Source organism: Dethiosulfatarculus sandiegensis (assembly GCF_000931935.2).
GTDB classification, from domain to species: domain Bacteria; phylum Desulfobacterota; class Desulfarculia; order Desulfarculales; family Desulfarculaceae; genus Dethiosulfatarculus; species Dethiosulfatarculus sandiegensis.
The window spans coordinates 38586-57949 of record NZ_AZAC01000003.1 but is presented as its reverse complement, the minus strand read 5'-3'; the positions used below and the strand labels follow the sequence as shown (position 1 = coordinate 57949).

19 protein-coding genes are annotated in these 19364 nt (G+C 52.6%); 13 read left to right on the top strand and 6 right to left on the bottom strand.

Going from position 1 to position 19364, the window contains the following annotated elements; genetic code table 11:
* Positions 1 to 3: 3 nt before the first annotated feature.
* Positions 4 to 3564 (bottom strand): transcription-repair coupling factor, encoded by a 3561-nt coding sequence (gene mfd / locus X474_RS03220; RefSeq protein WP_052514796.1) that lies wholly within the window; start codon positions 3562 to 3564, stop codon positions 4 to 6.
* 306 nt (positions 3565 to 3870) lie between these two features.
* On the opposite strand from mfd, the gene X474_RS03215 reads away from it, so the two are divergent.
* Entirely contained in the window at positions 3871 to 4929 is a 1059-nt protein-coding gene (locus tag X474_RS03215) for an RNA 3'-terminal phosphate cyclase (protein WP_044346723.1), read from the top strand.
* A gap of 103 nt (positions 4930 to 5032) precedes the next feature.
* Here the strand turns inward: X474_RS03215 and X474_RS03210 are convergent, their stop codons facing one another.
* Positions 5033 to 5563 carry an OmpH/Skp family outer membrane protein gene (locus tag X474_RS03210; protein ID WP_197281949.1) on the bottom strand — a complete coding sequence of 177 codons (531 nt, stop codon included), beginning with the start codon at positions 5561 to 5563 and terminating at the stop codon, positions 5033 to 5035.
* Positions 5564 to 5740: 177 nt separating this feature from the next.
* Positions 5741 to 6706 (bottom strand): tryptophan--tRNA ligase, encoded by a 966-nt coding sequence (gene trpS, locus X474_RS03205; RefSeq protein ID WP_044346721.1) that lies wholly within the window; start codon positions 6704 to 6706, stop codon positions 5741 to 5743.
* Between the two features lie 331 nt (positions 6707 to 7037).
* On the opposite strand from trpS, the gene X474_RS26415 reads away from it, so the two are divergent.
* The 5 genes from X474_RS26415 (at position 7038) to X474_RS03185 (ending at position 9822) form a co-directional block, all read left to right on the top strand.
* A complete protein-coding gene (locus X474_RS26415; protein ID WP_197281948.1) occupies positions 7038 to 7211 on the top strand; it encodes a rubredoxin-like domain-containing protein in 174 nt (57 codons plus the stop codon).
* 33 nt (positions 7212 to 7244) lie between these two features.
* Positions 7245 to 7595, top strand: a complete 351-nt coding sequence (locus X474_RS03200; RefSeq protein WP_231688280.1) for a DsrE family protein — start codon at positions 7245 to 7247, stop codon at positions 7593 to 7595.
* Positions 7596 to 7722: 127 nt separating this feature from the next.
* Positions 7723 to 8310: a flavodoxin family protein gene (locus X474_RS03195; protein ID WP_044346719.1), complete on the top strand. Its 588-nt coding sequence runs from the start codon at positions 7723 to 7725 to the stop codon at positions 8308 to 8310.
* A 57-nt stretch (positions 8311 to 8367) separates the two neighbouring features.
* Complete coding sequence (locus X474_RS03190; protein WP_044346718.1) at positions 8368 to 8802, top strand: flavodoxin domain-containing protein; 435 nt, start codon at positions 8368 to 8370, stop codon at positions 8800 to 8802.
* A 96-nt stretch (positions 8803 to 8898) separates the two neighbouring features.
* Entirely contained in the window at positions 8899 to 9822 is a 924-nt protein-coding gene (locus tag X474_RS03185; RefSeq protein WP_044346717.1) for a hypothetical protein, read from the top strand.
* A gap of 21 nt (positions 9823 to 9843) precedes the next feature.
* Here X474_RS03185 and X474_RS26730 read toward each other — a convergent pair whose 3' ends face one another.
* Positions 9844 to 10038, bottom strand: coding sequence for a hypothetical protein (locus X474_RS26730; RefSeq protein ID WP_082464108.1), 195 nt, complete (start codon positions 10036 to 10038; stop codon positions 9844 to 9846).
* Positions 10039 to 10334: 296 nt separating this feature from the next.
* On the opposite strand from X474_RS26730, the gene X474_RS03180 reads away from it, so the two are divergent.
* Complete coding sequence (locus X474_RS03180; RefSeq protein ID WP_052514795.1) at positions 10335 to 10985, top strand: DedA family protein; 651 nt, start codon at positions 10335 to 10337, stop codon at positions 10983 to 10985.
* Here X474_RS03180 and X474_RS03175 read toward each other — a convergent pair.
* Positions 10918 to 11463, bottom strand: a complete 546-nt coding sequence (locus tag X474_RS03175) for a protein-disulfide reductase DsbD domain-containing protein (RefSeq protein ID WP_044346716.1) — start codon at positions 11461 to 11463, stop codon at positions 10918 to 10920. The two genes, X474_RS03180 and X474_RS03175, sit on opposite strands and share 68 nt — an antisense overlap.
* Positions 11464 to 11491: 28 nt before the next feature.
* Positions 11492 to 12514: a PLP-dependent aminotransferase family protein gene (locus X474_RS03170; RefSeq protein ID WP_044346715.1), complete on the bottom strand. Its 1023-nt coding sequence runs from the start codon at positions 12512 to 12514 to the stop codon at positions 11492 to 11494.
* Positions 12515 to 12790: 276 nt separating this feature from the next.
* Here X474_RS03170 and X474_RS03165 point away from each other — a divergent pair, with 276 nt between their 5' ends.
* From X474_RS03165 to X474_RS03140, 6 genes are all read left to right on the top strand, one after another.
* Complete coding sequence (locus tag X474_RS03165; RefSeq protein WP_044346714.1) at positions 12791 to 13144, top strand: flagellar protein FlaG; 354 nt, start codon at positions 12791 to 12793, stop codon at positions 13142 to 13144.
* A 259-nt stretch (positions 13145 to 13403) separates the two neighbouring features.
* Positions 13404 to 15011, top strand: coding sequence for an HD domain-containing phosphohydrolase (locus X474_RS03160; RefSeq protein ID WP_052514794.1), 1608 nt, complete (start codon positions 13404 to 13406; stop codon positions 15009 to 15011).
* A gap of 223 nt (positions 15012 to 15234) precedes the next feature.
* Positions 15235 to 15810 carry a PilZ domain-containing protein gene (locus X474_RS03155; protein WP_044346712.1) on the top strand — a complete coding sequence of 192 codons (576 nt, stop codon included), beginning with the start codon at positions 15235 to 15237 and terminating at the stop codon, positions 15808 to 15810.
* A complete protein-coding gene (locus X474_RS03150; protein WP_044346710.1) occupies positions 15807 to 16535 on the top strand; it encodes an ATP-binding protein in 729 nt (242 codons plus the stop codon). Before X474_RS03155 ends, X474_RS03150 begins: the two co-directional genes overlap by 4 nt.
* A 175-nt stretch (positions 16536 to 16710) precedes the next feature.
* Complete coding sequence (locus X474_RS03145; RefSeq protein ID WP_044346708.1) at positions 16711 to 18600, top strand: HEAT repeat domain-containing protein; 1890 nt, start codon at positions 16711 to 16713, stop codon at positions 18598 to 18600.
* A gap of 229 nt (positions 18601 to 18829) precedes the next feature.
* Positions 18830 to 19201, top strand: a complete 372-nt coding sequence (locus X474_RS03140) for a response regulator (protein ID WP_044346706.1) — start codon at positions 18830 to 18832, stop codon at positions 19199 to 19201.
* Positions 19202 to 19364 lie beyond the last annotated feature (163 nt).

Genomic DNA, 19364 nt, shown 5'->3' with positions numbered 1-19364 from the left:
TCGTTAGTTACCATTTTCGCCAATATATTGCAAGAATTGCTTGGCATATGCAAGGGGGGATTCATCTTTGCCAAAAAGGACGCTTACCTGGCCGTCGGGATAAACGGTGACTCCGTTGGACTGGTCACCAGCCAGGGCCAATAGCCGCTCAAGGTTGACCTTGGGTTCCTCGGCAAACTTGACCTTCATTGAGCCGGGCCCCAGATCCATGCCGATGGCGAATATCCGGCGCATGGTTTTCTTGAGGTCGACCGAATCCAAAAGGGTCTTTGTCTGTTCGGGCAAGGGACCGAAACGGTCCTCCAACTCATTTTCTATGGCCAATAGATCTTCAAGCTCATTTATCTGGCTCAATCTTCTATAAAGGCTCAAGCGAACCTGGGCATCTGGTACATAATCCTCGGGCAGGCCCGCGGCCATGGCAAGACGCATTTCAGGCTCGGGGCCTTCGGACGGGGCCTCGCCCTTAAGCCGGGCCACGGCCTCTTCCAGCATCTGCACATAAAGCTCATAGCCCACCTCTGCCGCCTTGCCGCTCTGGGCCTCACCGAGCATATTGCCCGCACCCCTGATCTGCAGGTCATGCATGGCAATGGCAAAACCAGCCCCCAGGTGGGTGAAATCCATCAAAGCCTTGAGCCTTTTCCTGGCATCTTTGGTCAGGGAGGCCTCGGACTTGATAAAAAGGTAGGCATAGGCCTTTTGGTTGGCCCTGCCCACTCTCCCCCTGAGCTGATATATCTGACTCAATCCCAGTTTATCGGCCTCGTTGATGATAATGGTGTTGGCGCTTGGAATATCCAGCCCGGATTCAATAATAGTGGTGCAGACCAATACGTCCAGCTCCTTTTTCACAAACCCCATCATTACATTTTCCAGGGCTTTGGAAGGAAGCTGACCATGGGCTATCCCCACTTGGGCCTGGGGCACCAGGCTCTTGACCATGCGGGCCAGTTTGGTTATGTCCTGCACCCGGTTATGCACGAAAAACACCTGACCTCCCCTTTTCAACTCCCTTTCAATGGCCTCTCGCATAGCCTTGGGTGAGAAGGTGGCCAAATAGGTTTTTATGGCGTGCCTCTCTGCCGGTGGGGTGCTTATGATGCTTAAGTCCCTGATGCCGCTTAAGCTCATCTGCAGGGTTCTGGGAATGGGTGTAGCCGTAAGCGCCAACACGTCCACTGTCTTGCGCAGTTTTTTGAGTCTCTCCTTATCCCTGACCCCAAAGCGCTGCTCCTCGTCAACCACCACCAGACCAAGGTTTTTAAAGGAAATATCCTTTTGCAGAAGCCTGTGGGTTCCCACCACCACATCAGTCTGGCCCGACCTGATCTCGGCCAGAATTATCTTTTGCTCGGCCTGGGTCTTGAACCTGCTCAAAGAGCGAATTTCAAGGGGCTGGCTGACAAAACGATCCATAAAGGTCTGGGCATGCTGTTCTGCCAAAACCGTGGTGGGAGCCAAAAAAGCCACCTGCTTGCCCTGCATGGCCACATGGTAGGAGGCCCTCAAGGCAACCTCGGTTTTGCCAAACCCCACATCCCCACAGACAAGGCGGTCCATGGGCCTTTGGTTTGAAAGGTCTTCCAGCACATCGCTTATGGCCAGAGACTGATCCGGTGTCTCCTGATAGGGGAACTCCGCCTCAAACTCCTTGTAGTCCGCCCCCGGCCGGCCAAAGGCATGCCCTTTCTGCATGCTCCTGGCCGCATAAAGATCCACCAGGTCCCTGGCAATGGCCTCAACCGCTTTTTTAGCCCTGCCCTTGACCTTTTCCCAACCCTTGCCCCCGAGCTGGTCCAAAGACGGCTTGGAATCGTCCGGCCCGCGGTATTTACTGATCAGCCCCATGCGGTCGGCTGGCAAATAAAGTTTATCTCCGCCCTTATAGCGCAGAAGCAGAAAATCACTTTCCGCCGGTCCCACCACCAGGCTTACCAGGCCCTCATAGCGCCCCACGCCGTGGTCCACATGCACCACCAGATCTCCCTGGGTGAGGTCGTCCAAAGCAGCCAGCATGGCGCTTAATTTGGGCTGTGATTTTTTCTTGCGCGCCACCCTGGCGGCACCGAAGACCTCGTCTTCTGTCACATAGGTCAGGGCCGGAGTCTCAGGGGTAAACCCCCTGCTCAACCTTCCCAGTAAAAGAGTGAGCTCGCCAAAGCCGCTTCCCTTCACCTCACCGGCCAGCTCTTTTACCGAAACCTCAACCTCTCGCTCGCTGAAGATCTCGGCCAGCCTCTCAACCTGAACCTTGGAACGGCAGACCAGGGCGACATCACGCCCTTTTTCCCGCCATTTTTCCACCCACTTGAGAAAATTCTTCAGCACCGAGCCGTCGCCTTCTTTGCGAAGCTCCTGATTAAGTCCGGTGTGCAAACCGGATTTAAGCGCCACCACCGGAGTGCTTGTCATCTCCTGATTAAGGGGTAATGTCTTGGCCTTGATCATGGGCCGGGCCTCAAGCCTTTGCCCGGTCTGATCAGGGGTGCGCCTGAGCACCGGCGGAGGCAGCACAATGGCCCCCTCTTCCCTGGCCTCTTCAAACTGAGTGGCAAGTTCCTCTGCTTCGGCCCTGAGCCTGGCTTCCACCTCGGCAGGCTCAACCAGGTAATGGTCGCATTCCCCGGGCAGATAAGAAAAAAGATCCACCGCGTTTTCAAAATAGATAGGTAAAAAAGATTCCAGGCCGCTGAACGGCGCCCTAAGCTCCATCCTCTCCACCAATGAACTCAATTTTTTACTGCTCAAGCCTTCTGCGGCGGCCAGTTCGCTCACCCTTTTCACCGCCCGCTTGACAGCCGCGGGTGACAGGTCAACCGGATGGCAGGGAATAATTTGTGCTTGTTTCAGCTTGAGTTGGGATCTTTGATCAGTGGGATCAAAAAGCCTTAAGCTCTGAACTTCATCGCCAAACAATTCCACCCTGACAGGTTCTTCCATAAGGGGGCTAAAAATGTCGAGCACAGACCCCCTGACCGCAAAATCTCCCACCTGTTCCACCAGGGAGGCCTGAGTGTATCCGGTGTTGACAAGGGTTTCGACCAGGGCGTCTCTGTCAGTGGCGCCCCCATTTTCGATAAGAAAGGAGTTATCCAAAAGGTATTCGGCCGGACACAATCTGGGGGTGAGGCCCTTGGCTGAAGTAACCACCAGCATGGGCTCCTCACCGGCCAGAAGATCCCACAAAACAGCCAACCTCCTGGCCGTCACTTCAGCCGGGGGATCAACCTCCTGATAGGGTGATATTTCGTAAGCCGGATAAAGCCTCGCCAGGGATTTTTTCCCGGGTGACCTTTCCAGCATGAAATCAAGGTCTTTATAAAGTTCTTCAGCCATGGGAAGGGTGGGGCACACCACCAGCGAGGTCCTTCCCCTGTTAAGCCAAAAACGGGCCAGGTTAAAGGCCAGGGCTCCGCCTTCCAGACCGGTTAAAAGAACTTCACGAGAATCTTGCAGATGGGTGAGGGCTTTGCTCAGATCCGGCCCCAAAGTAAAGGCCGAAAATTCCCGGTTCAAGATGCCTGTGGACTCAGGTGCTTTTTTTGTATTGCTTTCAGTCATCAATCAGGCCTGTGGATTTACGGTATAGACAAGGGGTTAGGGGAAAAATTACCAAAATGGGCGGCTTCGCTTCCTACACCTGTAAATTCGATGGTTTTATTATACATCCCAGGATGTCCTAAAATACTTCGGCAAAAGATTCGGATTATCCTCTTTTTTCTTCCGGCAAACCATGCCTTGTCCCGTGTATATGGGATTTTTCCAAAACAAACAAAGAAACAAAACCAGGACTGGGACATAGCACTTAGCTAAGGTATACTGGTTTTTTTACCGCAAAATGAGCCAAGTACAACCCAGGAGATAGAGTTGGCCCCTTCTGTAACAATACCCCAGGCCGGTCAGGGCCGGAACCAGGGACTTATAACCGCTTTGAGTCTTTCCATTATTTCAGGCCAAAACCTGCAGTTGGAAGGGCTGGTCAATGACAACCCCAGATCCAAGCCGGGCCTGGGACCGGGCGGCTACACCGCGGCCATGGCCGCAGCCGAAATATGCCGGGGAGAGACCAATGCGGAACCAGGGGCAACCAGACTTGAATTCAAGCCCGGTGATGTAGTCTCCGGTGATTACACCTTTGACGTGGCCCAGCTAAGGCCCAACGCAGCCCCCGTCAGCATGGTGCTTTTTCCGCTGGTTTTGCCTTTGGCATCGGCGGATGAGCCCAGCAGTGTCTTTATAAACGGCGGCACCCATGTTCTGGGTGGAATGACCTCGGATGTGCTCACCCACATCATGGCCCCCAACTGGCGCTCCCTGGGGTTGGATCTGCGCTACACCGAAATCAGCCCGGGCTTTTTCCCGGAGGGCAACGGTGAAGCCGAGCTTTCGGTGGAGCCTTGCCAAACCATAAAGCCCCTGGTGAGTCAGGAACCTTTCCGCCCCTTGAGGCTGGGGGTCCAGATTCTCACTTCAGGCCTGCCTGTCCATCTGGCTGAGCAGGCTCAGGAAGGGGCCAAGGACCGCTTAAAACTCCACGGTCTCACTGCCGAAACCCGCATCCGCCGGGCCAGGGGAGGCGTGGGCATGTCACTTCTGGTCTGGGCCCAGGGCCAGGATCTGAGAGTAGGTTTCACAGCCCTGGGTTACAAAGGCGGACGCCCCGAAGCCCTGGCCAACTCAGCGGTTGAAGCCATGGTTGAATTCATTAAATCCGGCGCCGCGGTTCCAGCCCAGATAGCCGCCCAGCTCAGCACCACCCTGGCCTGCGCGCAGGGCTTAAGCAGGTTCACCGTGGATAAAAAAACCCCGGCCCTAAAAGCGGCCATCCAGACAATAGAGGCCCTTCAGCCCGGTTGCACCAAGATGCACCAGCTAAGGCCCAGCTCTCCCATTGAGGTCAGGATAGACGGATTCGGCCTGCACTAGGAATCAAAAAAGCCCCTGACCGGTATTGGCGAAAGACGGCCAAGGGCTTTTCTCCCATCGCTTAAAAACCGGTTTTCGATTTTTCCCGTCTTTGATTGAGGCGTCAATTCAACTTCGGGGCATTTTCACCTTGCTCAAACCTGTTAAAGGCGTGAACCAGCCGGTCTGTAACATCCACCCCGGAAGAATGATAAAGCAGGTCTTTGGCCTTAAAAACATAAGAGACCTTATGTGCGGAGGCCATTTCGGCCAGAAGACTCAACATGCGTGCTTTTAGTTGGGCCAGGGCATCTTCCTTGATCTGATTGAGCTCCAAAAGGCTTTTTCTCTGTCTGCGCCTTAAGCTGCGCATCTTGTCTTTAAGTTCTCTTTTCTTTTCCTGCCTGGCCTCGGGCGAAAAAAGCATCCCGCCCACAGTCAGGTCCTTGCGCAGAATCTCTATCTCCTTGGCCAGGCCCCTGAGTTCGGTTTCCCTGGCGTCGGCCTTTTCCATAACTCCGGCCAAGACCGCTTTACCTTGGCTGGTCAGGCTAAGGGCCCGATCAAGGTCAACCACCCAAACCACCCCGCCCGCCTGGGAAACGGCAGGAAAAAACATGCCCAGGCAAAACAGACACAGAACCGTTTTTATCAACCCTGCCCCCGGCATAGACGCCTTTCCAAATAAATCATGATAAAAAAGGGACGGCCCTTTTTAAGAATCAAGGACCATCCCTTTATCAGCCTTAACAATCGCTGTTTACAAAGAGCCAGTCTGAGAACAGCTCCCGGCGCGGGGAAGAATTAAATCATAATTTTTCCCGGCCCCATCCTAGTAATTGAGGCCAACTTTTTCGCGCACATCGTCTAAGGTGACTGTGGCAATGGCCCGGGCCTTTTCCTGACCCTTTTTCATGACCTCGTGAATATAGCCCATATCATTGACCAGTTGTTCACGCTTCTCCCGATAGGGCGCAAAATATTCCCACATGCGGGCCAACAGCTCTTTTTTAACCTCACCGTAGCCCATGCCTCCGGCAGTATAACGCGCTGCCAGTTCTTCCTGCTCCGCCTCGCTCAAAAAGAGCCTTATAATATTAAAGACATTGCATTTTTCAGGATCTTTGGGCTCCTCCACCGGAGTGGAGTCGGTCACTATGCGCATTACTTTTTTCTTGAGCTGGCCCTTGGAGGAGAATATCTCCAGGGTGTTGCCATAGGATTTGGACATCTTCTGGCCGTCCACCCCGGGAACCGTGGCTGTTTCCTCGGGAATCCAGGGCTCGGGAAGCACAAAGGTTTCGCCATAGGTGTTATTGAACTTAATGGCAATATCCCTTGTGATCTCCAGGTGCTGCTTCTGGTCTTTACCCACCGGCACCGCGTCTGCCTGATAAAGCAGAATGTCAGCCGCCATAAGCACCGGATAGCTGAAAAGGCCGTTATGGGCGCTGAGCCCTTTGGCCAGTTTATCCTTGTATGAGTGCGCCCTCTCTAAAAGACCCACCGGAGCATGATTACACAAAATCCAAGTTAATTCCGTGACTTCCGGCACATCACCCTGCACCCAAAAAATGGATTTATCAGGATCCAGACCCAGGGAGAGAAAATCTAAAATGGCGTTTTTTGTATTTTCCTTAAGCAGATTGGGATCTGTGACTGTTGTCAGGGCGTGGTAATTGACAATAAAGCAAAAAAGCTGGTGCTCTTTTTGAAACTCAATCATCCGCCGCATCATGGCAAAATAGTTGCCTATGTGTAAGCTTCCAGAGGGCTGAATGCCCGACAAAACTCGCATGGGAAAACCTCCGTGGCAAATCGCGATCAACACAGGAATATACCCACAGAACCCAACTTCAGTCAAACGGCTTATGCCGGGTCGGCTATCATCCGGGAAAAACGCCTCTGAAAAGCAGGACCGGCCTATGGTTTTTCACGCCCCTATTTCCTTGTAATGCCCTTTTAAAAAGGGCTATTGCGCATCTGTACCATGCCCGGGGAGAATACTTATCAGGAAACCGGTTTGCAATCCCAAACAGTCATAATTACGTTACTATAGAATAAGAAAGGCCCATTAACCCTCAAAACCAGGCCCGCTTAAAACGGGCTGATGCCAAGGGAGTTTTCACATGGACCAACCAACCCAGACCATCACCTGGAAATGCAGCAACTGCGGCTACACCTTTAGCGCAGAAAAACCGCCTGAAAAATGTCCTGCTTGCCAGGTTAAATGTGAATTCCTGGATGTGTCCTGCTACACCCCTGATTGCCAGGGGCAACCGGGGGACCCCAGACTGAGATGACTCTTTGCCTGACCACCCCACCTTAGGAGGATTATGATGGAAAAGGTCGTTCTGTTCGCATTCAACGGTGAAATCATGTGCTTTGTCCACGCTCTTCTGAATGTTCTTGACCTGGAGGAAAAAGGCTTTGAACCCGCTCTAGTGGTGGAAGGTCAGGCTACGGCTTTGATCACCAAGTTGGCCCAGCCTCATAACCCCATGCATTCACTTTATGTCAAGTGCAAGGAAAAAGGGCTGATCCATGGCGTCTGCCGGGCATGCGCGGCCAAAATGAAAGTTCTGGAAGAGGTTAAATCTCAAGACCTGCCGATTCTGGACAACATGAGCGGGCATCCCTCCATGGCGGACTTCATAAAAAAGGGCTATAGGGTGGTCACTTTCTAACTGGTTTATTTTAAAACAAAACCCGGACCACCCTAAAGCATGCCGGGAAAAACATCCGTGCCCCACGCTGGAAACCGATCTGCAAAAGGTTTCCAGCGCCGGGTTTTCGTTTAAAACGGGGAGGCTCATGAACGTATTAGGCATATCAACCAGCCCGCGCAAAAAGGGTAACACTCATTTCCTTTTGACCCAGGCCCTGTCTGCCGCAGAAGAAGCCGGGGCAAATACGGACCTGATTAGTTGCCGTAAACTCAAAATCTCCGGTTGTCTGGAATGCGGAGGCTGTGACAAGACCGGGTTGTGCGTAGTCAAAGATGAAATGCAAGAGGTGTATCCCAAGCTGGAGTGGGCCGACGCCATTATCTTGGCCGCACCGATATTTTTCTACAGCATCCCGGCCCAGGGAAAAGCCCTTATAGACCGCAGCCAGGCCCCTTGGTCAAGGCGCAGGTTAAATAAAAAGGGCGCTGAACTCAAACAGTTCGACAGCGGCAAGGGCTATTTTCTGGGGGCCGGGGCCAGCCGGGGCAAGAACCTTTTCTTGGGGGCGGAACTGGTTGCCCAATACTTTTTCGACGCCCTGGATATGAGCTATGAAGGAGCCCTTAACTTCAGGGGCCTCGAAAAAAACACCGACGCAGTAACCAGTGATGATCTGATAAACCAGGCCCGGGAACTTGGGCTCAAGGCTGCCCGGGGGCAGAACTTTTCATAAAAGGTCCCGGCCCTGTTTTTTTGTCAAATAAATCCGGCAGGAAAGGAGCAGACCAATATGTCTAAAGCCCTGGTTATCTACGCTTCCCGCACCGGCCAGACCAAGGCCATTGCCGATCTCATTGCCGAAGGAATCCGTTTTGTCGGCAAAGAGGCCTATGTCAAGCCGATATCCGAAATTAAAAGCCCCGAGGATCTACAAGAATATGACGCCTATGTCCTTGGCTCGGCGACTTACCACGGCGAGATGATCAGTTCCATGAAACAGCTTCTGTTCCTGGCTGAAAAAGCAGGGCTAAGCGGCAAGGTCGGCGGGGCCTTTGGTTCTTTCGGCTGGTCCGGCGAGGCTCCGGAACGCATTTTCAATACCATGAAGCATGTACTTGCCATGGATTTAACCGGTGATTGCCTGCGCTTAAAAACCGTGAACCTGGAAGGCGGCCCTGCCATGGCCCAGGGTTACGGTAAGGAAATAGGTGAAAAAATGCCTTAGGCGGGAATGCGGGCGGTTTTTGGGCAGACCGCCCGTCTTGCAAGCACCTAGAGGGAATGACCCCACTCATTTCTTTTCCGGAGCTGAAGCCAAAACATGGGCCGACTTTTAGTAAATCGAGACTTCATCCTCACCGTCGGCCTCATTTTGGGTTTGTTTGCCGGTGAGATGGCCCGGTTCAGCCAAATACTCACCCTGCCCGCCCTGGCTGTGGTGATGACCCTTTCCACCCTGGAAATTAGAGGTCGGCATCTAAAGCCGGTTTCTGCGCTGTTAAGGGCCGGGCTCTGGGGAATTCTCTTTAATTATTTAATATTAAGCGGAATACTCTTCTTGCTGAGCAGGCTTTTCAGTCACGACAAGGCCCTGGCAGACGGCTTTCTTATCCTGGCCGCCGCTCCCCCGGCTGTGGCAGTCATACCCTTTACGGAATTTTTAAAAGGGGACCGGCCCTTTTCCCTCTTGGCCACGGCAGGGGCCTATCTGGCCGCACTGATAATTATGCCCCTTTTGGCCCTGACCTTTTGGGGCTCAGGATTATTCAACCTTTCAAGTCTGATTAAAATTTTCTTCCTGCTGATTGTGTTGCCCGTGGCGGCGGCTCAAATTCTGCGCGCCTCAAATCTCGATTCCAAACTGCAAAATATCAAAGGACCCATTACCAACTGGTGTTTCTTTATAGTCACCTACTCGATTGTGGGTTTGAACAGCCGTTTTATATTGACCGATATTTACGAGGTGTTGCCTGTTATGCTGGCCGCCTTTGCCAGCACCTTTGGCCTGGGCCTGCTGGTGGAATTTCTGGGAAGAATCCTTAAAGTGGATCACAAGCGGCTTGCCAGTCTGGTGCTTTTGGGCACCCTGAAAAATTATGGACTGGCCGGAGGGCTGGCCCTGGCCCTTTTCAGTCAAAAAACCGCCTTGCCCGCGGTTGTCTCCACCACCTTCATGGTCGCCTATATAATCTGGCTGGGCCTATTGAAAAAATGGTTCGGCCCCGGCAAGGCAAAGCAAGGATGACCTGCTTTTCGGCAAGGCGGCTCACTTCTCATTTTTGGGCCGAGGCCGGTTCAGGCTTTCATAAAGTTCTATCTGTTCAGCTATGCTCATCTCGCGGAAACGACCTTCAGCGCTTTTACATCCCTGCCCCCGGCAAAGGCTGCAACGCACCTCTGAGCAGTGCTGACATTGCCTACAGTCAGGGCAATTGTGTTTTTTCCCATAATCAGTGGTCATGGAAACCTCTGGTCTGTGGCCAAGTTCAAAGGCCTTTTCGTGTAACTTCCCAATTTAAAAATATAAACACTAAATCCTCTCCAGGCAAAAATTAGTGTGTGGTAAGCTTTCTCCAACTACTCGCGTTTGGAAAACTCTAATGGCGGGGTTATCTTCCCTAGCAGTTTATGTGAATGTAACGTTTGGGTTTCAAAACAAAAACAAACCCTGAAATTCATCCACCCCCTTAAGCGCTCCGTCTTGGTGTAGGATAGACTGTGTGCAAAAATCCAAAAGTCCCACAAAAGGAAACAAATATGGATGCGGCCACAATCCAGGAACTGATCAGCACCCACGGTTATTGGGCCCTTTTTTTAGGGGGATTCATTGAAGGGGAGACCTTTTTCCTCTTGGGCGGAGTGGCGGCGGGCCAGGGGCTTTTAAGCCCTTGGGGCGTAGGTCTTTCAGCCATGGCAGGCGGTTTTTTGGGAGATCAGTTCTTTTTTCTGCTCGGGTTGTGGAAGGGGGAAAAGTTCATAAAACGCTCCTCCAGATTGGCCGCCAAAGCCGGAAAAATCAAAAAACCGATCCAACGCCACGCCGTGGCCCTGATTCTGCTCTCCCGTTTCCTTTACGGACTGAGGGCGGTGATCCCCCTGGCCTGCGGGGCCTCGGGTATTCGACCCGCCAGGTTCATGGGGCTCAACCTTATCTCGGCCATATTGTGGAGCCTCACCTTTGGCGGGCTGGGCTATCTTCTGGGCGAAACCGTCCTCAGCAGGCTGGATAATCTGGAAGACTTGAAAATCCAGCTTGCGATTATCCTTTTGATCCTTATAACCACCCTTTTTCTGGGTCGCTTGTTCGGCCGTCGTATGTTGGCCGGATTCAAGGATAAGGCTACTTGGCAAAAACCTCGGGATGCAAAAGAGGCGACTTCTCTCCCAAAGAGGCAACAGAAAGCCTGACCTCAAAATCCCTGGCCTGGGGCATAAAGCACATTTGGTCGTCACACCCCTGGAAAAAAAGATTTCCCCTTACCAGATACTCCCCTGGTTTCAGATCGGGATCAAATTCAACCTCGGTCATCACCAGCACCCGGCCGCTATAAGACAAAACCGGCTTTTCCATGAAATCCGGCTTATGGGAGACCGGCTCCGGGAACACCGGAAGAGCCAGGTTAATTCCCTTTACCTGAGAAAACTTCAGAGCCGTGGGCACCAGATCGGGGTCTTTGGGTTTAAGGGAGTTGATGTGAACCCCCCTTTTGATGTTCAGGGCAAGCGCCAAGGGATAAGCCTTACCTGGTTGGTAAGCTTTCCTGCTCTGCAACACCTTTATATCAACCAACTCTTCACCGGCCAGGGCAAATCCCGCCTGGAAAATAAAAACCAGACACAAGGCCGTTATCAGGCCGATTATTTTTCGATCAATCCAGGCTTTCATATTTCCCACGCTTTTTAAAATGGTTAAATCAATCCGTATTTTTGATGGAGTTCAAAATATCATCCACCCTTTGACACCGGGTGTTGGCCGCAGCGTCTGTCCAGCCCAAGGGTGCCTTTTCGCCCTGGGGCAGGAATTTCAGCCGGGCCGAAGCGCGGGCCAAACGGGGCCAGATTGCCTCAGGTGCATCCTTCAGGTCAAGAGAGGCATCGAGAATAACCAAAGGATTGAGAGCAATACCCTCTTCCTTGGCCAGCTCTAAAAAGGCCCAAAGCCGTTTTCCGCTTAACCGGGGCAAGGCATGGGGGCCCTCCCAAGACACCTCGTCTGAAAGCCCGGCCCGGGCGGAAAAATAATTCAGGCCAATCAGAAAGATCCGGCCCAAACCGGCCTGGTCGGCCGCTGTCTCAGGCCTTGCGGCCCTGACAAGTATAGCCTCAGCCAGGGCCAGGGCCTCTTGCTTCGGTTGTTTGGCAGGTTCATCCGGAGGATCACCTACTCCGGCAACTGCGGCAAAGTCCCGCCCCCCCGCCAGGGAAGGACCAAACAAAACCATATCCGGCGATAGGTCAAAGGCCTGGCAGGCCCCGCCCGGAGCCAAACGAAAACCAGTGGTGGATTCATCGACCAAAAGTTTAAGCCCCCTGGCATACGCCTCGGATGCCGCATTCCGCACTTCGGCCGCGCCCGGGGCCCAGTCCGCCCGCAAAACCGCCAGACCCGGCGCACCTGACGGGGGATCAAAATGTTTGCCGGCGCCCGGAGCCATCCAGACAACACCTCCCGGTTCTCCCTTGGAGCGCAAATATTTACTGACCGCAACCACGGCCAAACTGGGTTTGGCGTAGACCCTCACCCAATCAGGCCATTTGAGAATAGCAAGCAGATGATCCTCAAAAATTTGGGTTGTGACCTGCTTTGGCTTTTCCCCGGCCCATTTTTCCGGCCAGCGCTTTTGGGTGAAATCCAACGGCGCGGCTTCTGCGGGGTCTTGGCTCTGCCAGATCTGATCGAGGAGCTCTTTCTCTTGGCCGGTTGGTGTAAGATCCATGTCACTCCCTGGGAAAAGAGGCAAAAAAAGCATTCAGTAATAAACAGATGTCTCAAAAAATCCACAAGAGCGCCTGTCGGCCTCCGGGCCCTGACGGGCGGTAAAAAACGACTCTTTGCGGGCAATCATAGGCTATTTTTAGCGAGTGTCAAAGAATCAAACCAGGTTCGAATTTCTTTTTTATTTAAGTTTTCTTTTGAATGTGCCGATCAGTATGTTGAAGAGAGAAAGACCCGTTAAATGGGACACGGGTTTTTGGCCAAGGAAGGTGGAGCAATGAGCACACTCAACATCTCTACAACAAAGCCGGGGGGGTCCGGCGGTAACACCACCACACCGAAGGTCAGCCGTCCATCGAAAGCCCCCCAAGAAAACCAGAACACTGACTCGAAAAACCAGGTCCAAAAACCGGCGAGTGAGGATCTGGAAGCTGCGTTGAACGAAATTTCGGTCAAATTCGGGGTGCAGGTCAAGCTGGCTCAGGATGAAAGCACCGGCTGGTCGGTGGTTAAAATCTTCAACAACGACGGAAGTCGCCTGTTGAGACAGATGCCTCCGGAATCAGCGCTTCAAATGGCGGCAAAGGCCCGAGACGGCTCTTTGACCAGCCTTCTGGACTCGGTGGTTTAACAAAATCCCCCACGAACCAAAACGGGGGGGATTTGTCATGACTGCCAGATTATAACTATTTCTAAACCGAGCTGAGGCGCGGAAGGGATAGTTGTGCCCTCACCTCCTAGTTACCATCCATCAATTATGATACAATCTGTCGGACAGATCGGTAACAGCCCAAACAGACTCCTATTAACACCGGTCTTTCAAAGGCTCCTTCAGATAATCTCACCAACCCGGAGATAACCTGGGTTGGCTCTGGTGCTGTTTTAATCAAATGTTCGAAAGCGGCTACACCGTAATGGATGGACAAGGCTTTTCTGAAACCAATAGCAAGCTGAACACCTGCAATTCGACCGCCAACCCCGGCAGGGCTTTGAATATACTTCTGGTAGATGATGAAAAGTATATTCGCGAAGCACTTGAACAGTATTTCAACAGCACGGATTACCATTGCATATCTGCTGCAGCCAGTGGAGAGGAAGCCCTGAACCTGTTTCATCCGGGTAAGTTCGACTGCGCCTTTTTAGACCTCAAAATGCCGGGCATGAACGGGCTTGAGCTGCTTAAATTTCTGAAAGAAAAAGACAAAACCCTACCTGTGGTAATAATGACCGGCTACCCTTCCCTGGATGTGGCGGTGGATACCATGCGCCAGGGGGCCAACGATTTCCTGGTCAAACCCTTCAGCCTCAAGCAGGTAAAGGCCACCTTGGAGAGGGTTATCAGGGAGCAAAGGCTGTTAAAAGAAAACCTATACTTAAATGAGCAGCTTAAGCAACAGCAAGAGATCAAGGGACTCAACCGGGAACTCAAGCGCCGCATTAATCAGCAAAACATCATTCACCAAATATCGGAAAAGGCAGACCGGCTGAACACCTCGGAGGAAATTTATCAGGGCATGGCCGATATGGCGGCGGAATTCCTGGATGCCGAAAAGGTGTCTGTTCTTCTTTTGGATCGCACCACAGAACAACTTCTGGTAATCGCAACTAGTGGATTCAGTCCCAAAATCCTGGGCAGAGTGGTGGGGAGCCTCGGCAGCGGCGTACCGGGCAAGGTGGCCCTGGAAGGTGAGCCCATGGTCGGCAGGCCGGGAAAGGATCCCCGGGTGGACGCCCTTCTACCGGCCAGCATTATCTATCTGTGCATGCCGATCAAAATCAGGGGCGAGATATTCGGAGTGCTTTTGGTCGCCGACAAAAGGGGAGCCTTCTCCTTTTGCGCCGAAGACATTTTTGTGGCCAGATTTCTTTTGGATAAGGCTGCACTGAACATAGAAAACATCGCGCTTTACGAATCCATGGTCACAGGCCTGCACTCCACCCTTGGAGCCCTGGTCAGCGCCATGGAGGCCAAAGATCCCTATACCCGACAACACAGCCGCCGGGTGACGCATTTCAGTGTACTCACCGCCCAGGTAATGGGTATGGACGTGGCCCAGGTTGAATCCATACGCTTTGCCGCTTATCTCCACGACATAGGCAAAATCGGCATATCGGATTCCATTTTGCATAAAGAAACTTCGCTCACAGCCTCTGAATACGAACATATCAAACAGCACCCGGTAATAGGCGGCCAGATAGTGCAGGACATGGACCTGGACAGCCAGGAAAAGGCAATTATCCGACACCATCATGAACGTTGGGACGGAAAGGGATATCCGGACGGACTGGCCGGCACTGATATCCCCCTGTTGGCCAGGGTGGTGGCTGTGGCCGATGCCTTTGACGCCATGACCACGGACAGGCCCTATCGAAAGGCCAAGACTCAGGAAGAGGCGGTAATTGAACTGATCAGCTGCACTGGTCAACAATTCGACAGAAATGTGGTCGATGCTTTCAGACAAATGCTTGATAGATTTCACCCTCAGAAACCAAAATAATAAATAGCAGTCTGTTTTTAACGGGCGGACCGGCCTCATAAGAACGGTTTTTTGAAAAAGGTAAAAACCTTCTGCGGGCGCACGGGGTTCCTGGTCTAAAAAGGACAGGCCGGATTGACGGTTTTTTCTGAAGCCGGCTTTATTCTATGTTTTTAAATACAAGGCCTATAAAGCCCGGGCCAAGACAACGGGACATTTTTTTTAATTAATTCAGAGGTGCGTCATGAATCCTGACGAGCCGAACACAAGAGAATATTTCCGCACCAAAGCCAGGCTCAGTGTGCAGTATGGCCCTTACACCAGCCAGGCGGCGGAGGCCATGATGCTTGATGAGCAGGTCTGGAACATTCAATCCGATATTGAACACAGGGCCAAGACCATCATGGACGAAGGGGCGCATCCCGAAAGCCTCAAGCCCTTTATTGATGTAGCCCGCTGGCTTGATTTTAAACTCGATCTTATCCTGCACCGCCTGAGGACCCAGGAAATCAAAAAACTTTTACCACACCAGGTTTTTTCCTTTGACATATCCGGCTCAGGTGTAAGCCTGGAAAAAGGGCCCGGTCTTGAACCGGAAAAAGAACTGATTCTCGCAATCACCCTGCCCGACGCACCGGGCAGGCCGGTATATGCCAGGGGCCAGGTTTTGCGTACTCAAAAAGATGCTCTGGAAAAACATCCCTGCGCAGCCGTACAATTCAGTCAGATCTCTGAGACCGACAGAGAAAGGCTGATACACTATACTTTCCGCCAACAAAGGCGTGAACTAGCACGCCGTGCCGGGGAGGCCGACAGATGAGTTCAAAAACAGAAATTAACCCAAAGATACTGGAGGCCTTTTTACAGGCAGAGCGCCGGGCAATGGTTTCAAGGCTTTTAAAAGGCGTTGTCCACAACCTGTCAGGGGTGATTCAACAGGTCCGGCTACCCCTGGATCTCATAGAGCTGCATCTCAGCCAGGACCAAATTCAAGAGGCCGCTTCCACCATGGATTCAGTACAGGCGGGGGTGACCAAACTCACCGAAGAGCTTCAGCTGTTGGCAGGACGCAGCTCCCAGGACTGTGACGATGAAATCAGAGAGTTGGAGCTGAGCACCTTGATTGAGGAGCAGCTTGCCTTTTGGCCGGGGGATATGTTCTTCAAACACGAGGCCCGGGTTGAAACAGACCTGCCCTACTTGGACACCAGAACCAAGGCCCCTTACATGGATGTGGCCCTGGCATTTAACGCCCTTTTGGCCAACGCTTTGGAATCCCTTAAAGAGTCTGGAGAGAACCTATTAAGGATCAACCTCGCCGACCAGGGGGAAATGGTGTGGATACTTATCGAAGACCACGGTCCGGGGCCAAATCCCGATTTAGGGGACTCTATTTTTGACCCCTTTGTGACAACCAAGGACGCAGAACATCCCGGCCTGGGTCTTTTTCTGGCCCGCAAGGCTCTGGAAAAATGGGGCGGCATTATTAAGCACCAAGGTAATGAGCCGTGTGTTTTTGCCATTGGCCTTCCCAGACAGGGATAGGAAATCCGTTTGTCAAATAAAGTGTCCAGTCCGGCTCGGTACGATTTAAAGACTTTTACTCCGGCGTTTTGAAGAATAATTACTTTAAAAGTACAGGTGCGGCCGGATAAAGAAGCAGACTCCCTCCATAGCGGAGACTGTTTGCTTAGAGCCCCTTAAAACCTGGAATGGAAAAATGGTACAAAGCCTGCTCGCCCTACTTGCAGACACAGACCCCCAGATAAGGCGCCACGCGGTTCGCTCCCTAGGTGAGTTGGAAAGCATAAAGCATTTACCTTGGCTGATTGATTGTCTCTCGGATCAGGACCATTCAGTCAAAGAGGCGGCCGAACAGGCCCTTTTGGGGCTGCCTATGCGCGAAGTGGCCTCCAGGCTGATTCCCCTTTTGAGCGTGGAGGATGTGGGGTTGCGTAATACGTCCCGCAGCCTCCTGGCCCGTCTGGGCGGCGAGGCCACTGATATGGTCTTGGACCTTTTGGCCGAAAAGGACCCGGACATACGCCTTTTCGCGGTGGAGATTCTGGAAAACTGGCCTTCAAGCGTTGTCACCAGGGCTCTTATCAATGCCTTAGCGGATCCGGACCCCAACATCAGGGCAGCGGCGGCTTTAAGCCTGGGTCATCAAAGAGAACCTCTCGCGGTTCCCCGCCTGATAGAACTTCTGCAGGACGAAGAATGGGTGAGCTTCGCCGCTGTCGAAGCCCTGGCCCATATTGGCGATCCCCAGGCAGTGGAGCCCCTGCTTACAGGACTTGAGACCGGATCAGATTTAATCAAGGCCCATATTGCCGAGTCACTGGGCCGTTTTGCCAGTCCCAAGGCCCTCACCCCGCTCCTGAATGCCATGAAAGACGCCAAGGGCCCTTTACTGAGCAGGCTTTTGGGCGCTTTGATCAAGACCGCCCCCCTGGACCAGTTGGGGGCCATGAAACCCGATCTTAAGTCAAGGGTGGTCGATGGTCTTATCCAGGCCCTGGGAGACCCGTCCAAACAGGTAGTCTCGGATGCGCTTTTAGGCCTGGCCATTATCAAGGAGCCCAAGGCCGTTAAAGCGATTTTAGAAATGCTGAGGCTGATCCATACTCCGGAAATTCAGGAGCTAGCCCAAATGGCCCTGGTGGCCATGGACAAACCCGATCTTTTGTATGATGCGGCCAACGACCCTGATTCCCAGGTGGCGAAAACTGCCATTTCGGCCTTGGGGAAAATCGGCCACAAAAAAAGCCTGCCGGTATTGCTGAACTCCCTTACCCATACCGAAGAAGATGTCCGGAGCCTTACAGCTTTTGTTTTAGGGGAAATGGGGTATAAAGAGGCTCTTGACAGTCTTCTCATGCTTCTGGAAGATCCGTCCCCCAAGGTCATTCTGGAAGCCACCAAGGCCCTGGGCCGCCTGAAAGATAAAAAAGCCGCAGATCCCCTGGCCCGGCTTTTGGGGCACCCTTTACGAAGACTGCGCTGGCAGGCTCTGGAATCTTTACTGGCGATCGATTACAGCCAAGTTTCGGAAATTTTCTTATCGGGCCTAAGCGACCCCAGCCCTAAAAAAAGGGAGATCTGCACCCGCGGTCTGGGCCGGATCGGGGCAGTGGGTGCAACAGCCCGGCTGGAAAACCTTCTGAACGACAAAACGCCCGAGGTGCGCAGGGCTGCCATTTCCGCCTTATTTGCGACCGGGCAAATAGACCAGGTTGCAGGCCTGGCCAATATGCTCTCCGACCCTGATACGGGAGTGCGCCTGACCCTGGTGCAGGGCCTGGGCGAAAAAATCCATCCTTACGCCAAGAAACACCTGATCCAGGCCCTTTGTGACCAAAGTATGGCCGTACGCCTGGAGGCCATACAAAACCTCAGTCGCTTCAAAGACCTACAGGCGGCAGAAGCCCTGATGAAACTTTTGGAAAATCCGGAGCCGGAGATAAAGTCTAACTCTGCCAAGGCGCTTGGAGGCATGGGCCTTAAAGAGGCTTCCTCTGCGCTGGTGCAGCTTTTGGAAGATGAAGAACCCCAGGTCAGGTCAGCGGCAGTGGCCGCGCTTTTACAATTGGAAGGCGATTGGAGCTGAAACTTAAACGCCGGATTTAACGAAATACCCCTCCAAGCCAGAATCTTTGAAGGCAAACTACTTGAAAATACCAAACTGGGCATGATAATTATTAAGAGTCGATCCAGGTGACTTATGTTGGCTAATCGGCACCTGGGGGGGGACTGATAATCCCTTAACCACGCGGCATCACCGGTTAAACCGATCCAAAATAAAAATCTTGCACTAAAAGCTACACCTGAAGGGGAAGATGCCTCAAAAAATCCTGTTAGTGGATGACTCGCCGACAGTTCTTAAAATTCTGACCATGGGGCTGAGTCAAAACGGCTATGCGGTGAATACAGCTGGCGACGGGCTGGAAGCCCTCTCCATGATGGGAGGGACCCAATACGATATCCTCATCACAGATATCAACATGCCCAAGATGGACGGCTTGACCCTTATCCGCACAGTGCGCTCTTTAACCCGCTACAAGGGACTTTTAATCATCGCCCTTTCCACTGAATCCGCCCCCCATGACAAAGATACGGGCCGTCAGGCCGGGGTTGACCGGTATCTGACCAAACCGGTGAGCATGGACAGACTCATAAAAGAGATCAAAACCCTCTCAAGCCAAGACTGACTGAAAAAGGCCTTTCCGAATCACGATCTATATCGCATTTAAAAAATATAAACGGTAAATAAGGGATATGAGAGGCTTAAAAGCCCTTCAGGCCCTGGGAAGAATCACTTGATCCGCGGTTTCTAAGACGGCGGGAATCAAGCAAAAATTCAAGCCGCAAGCC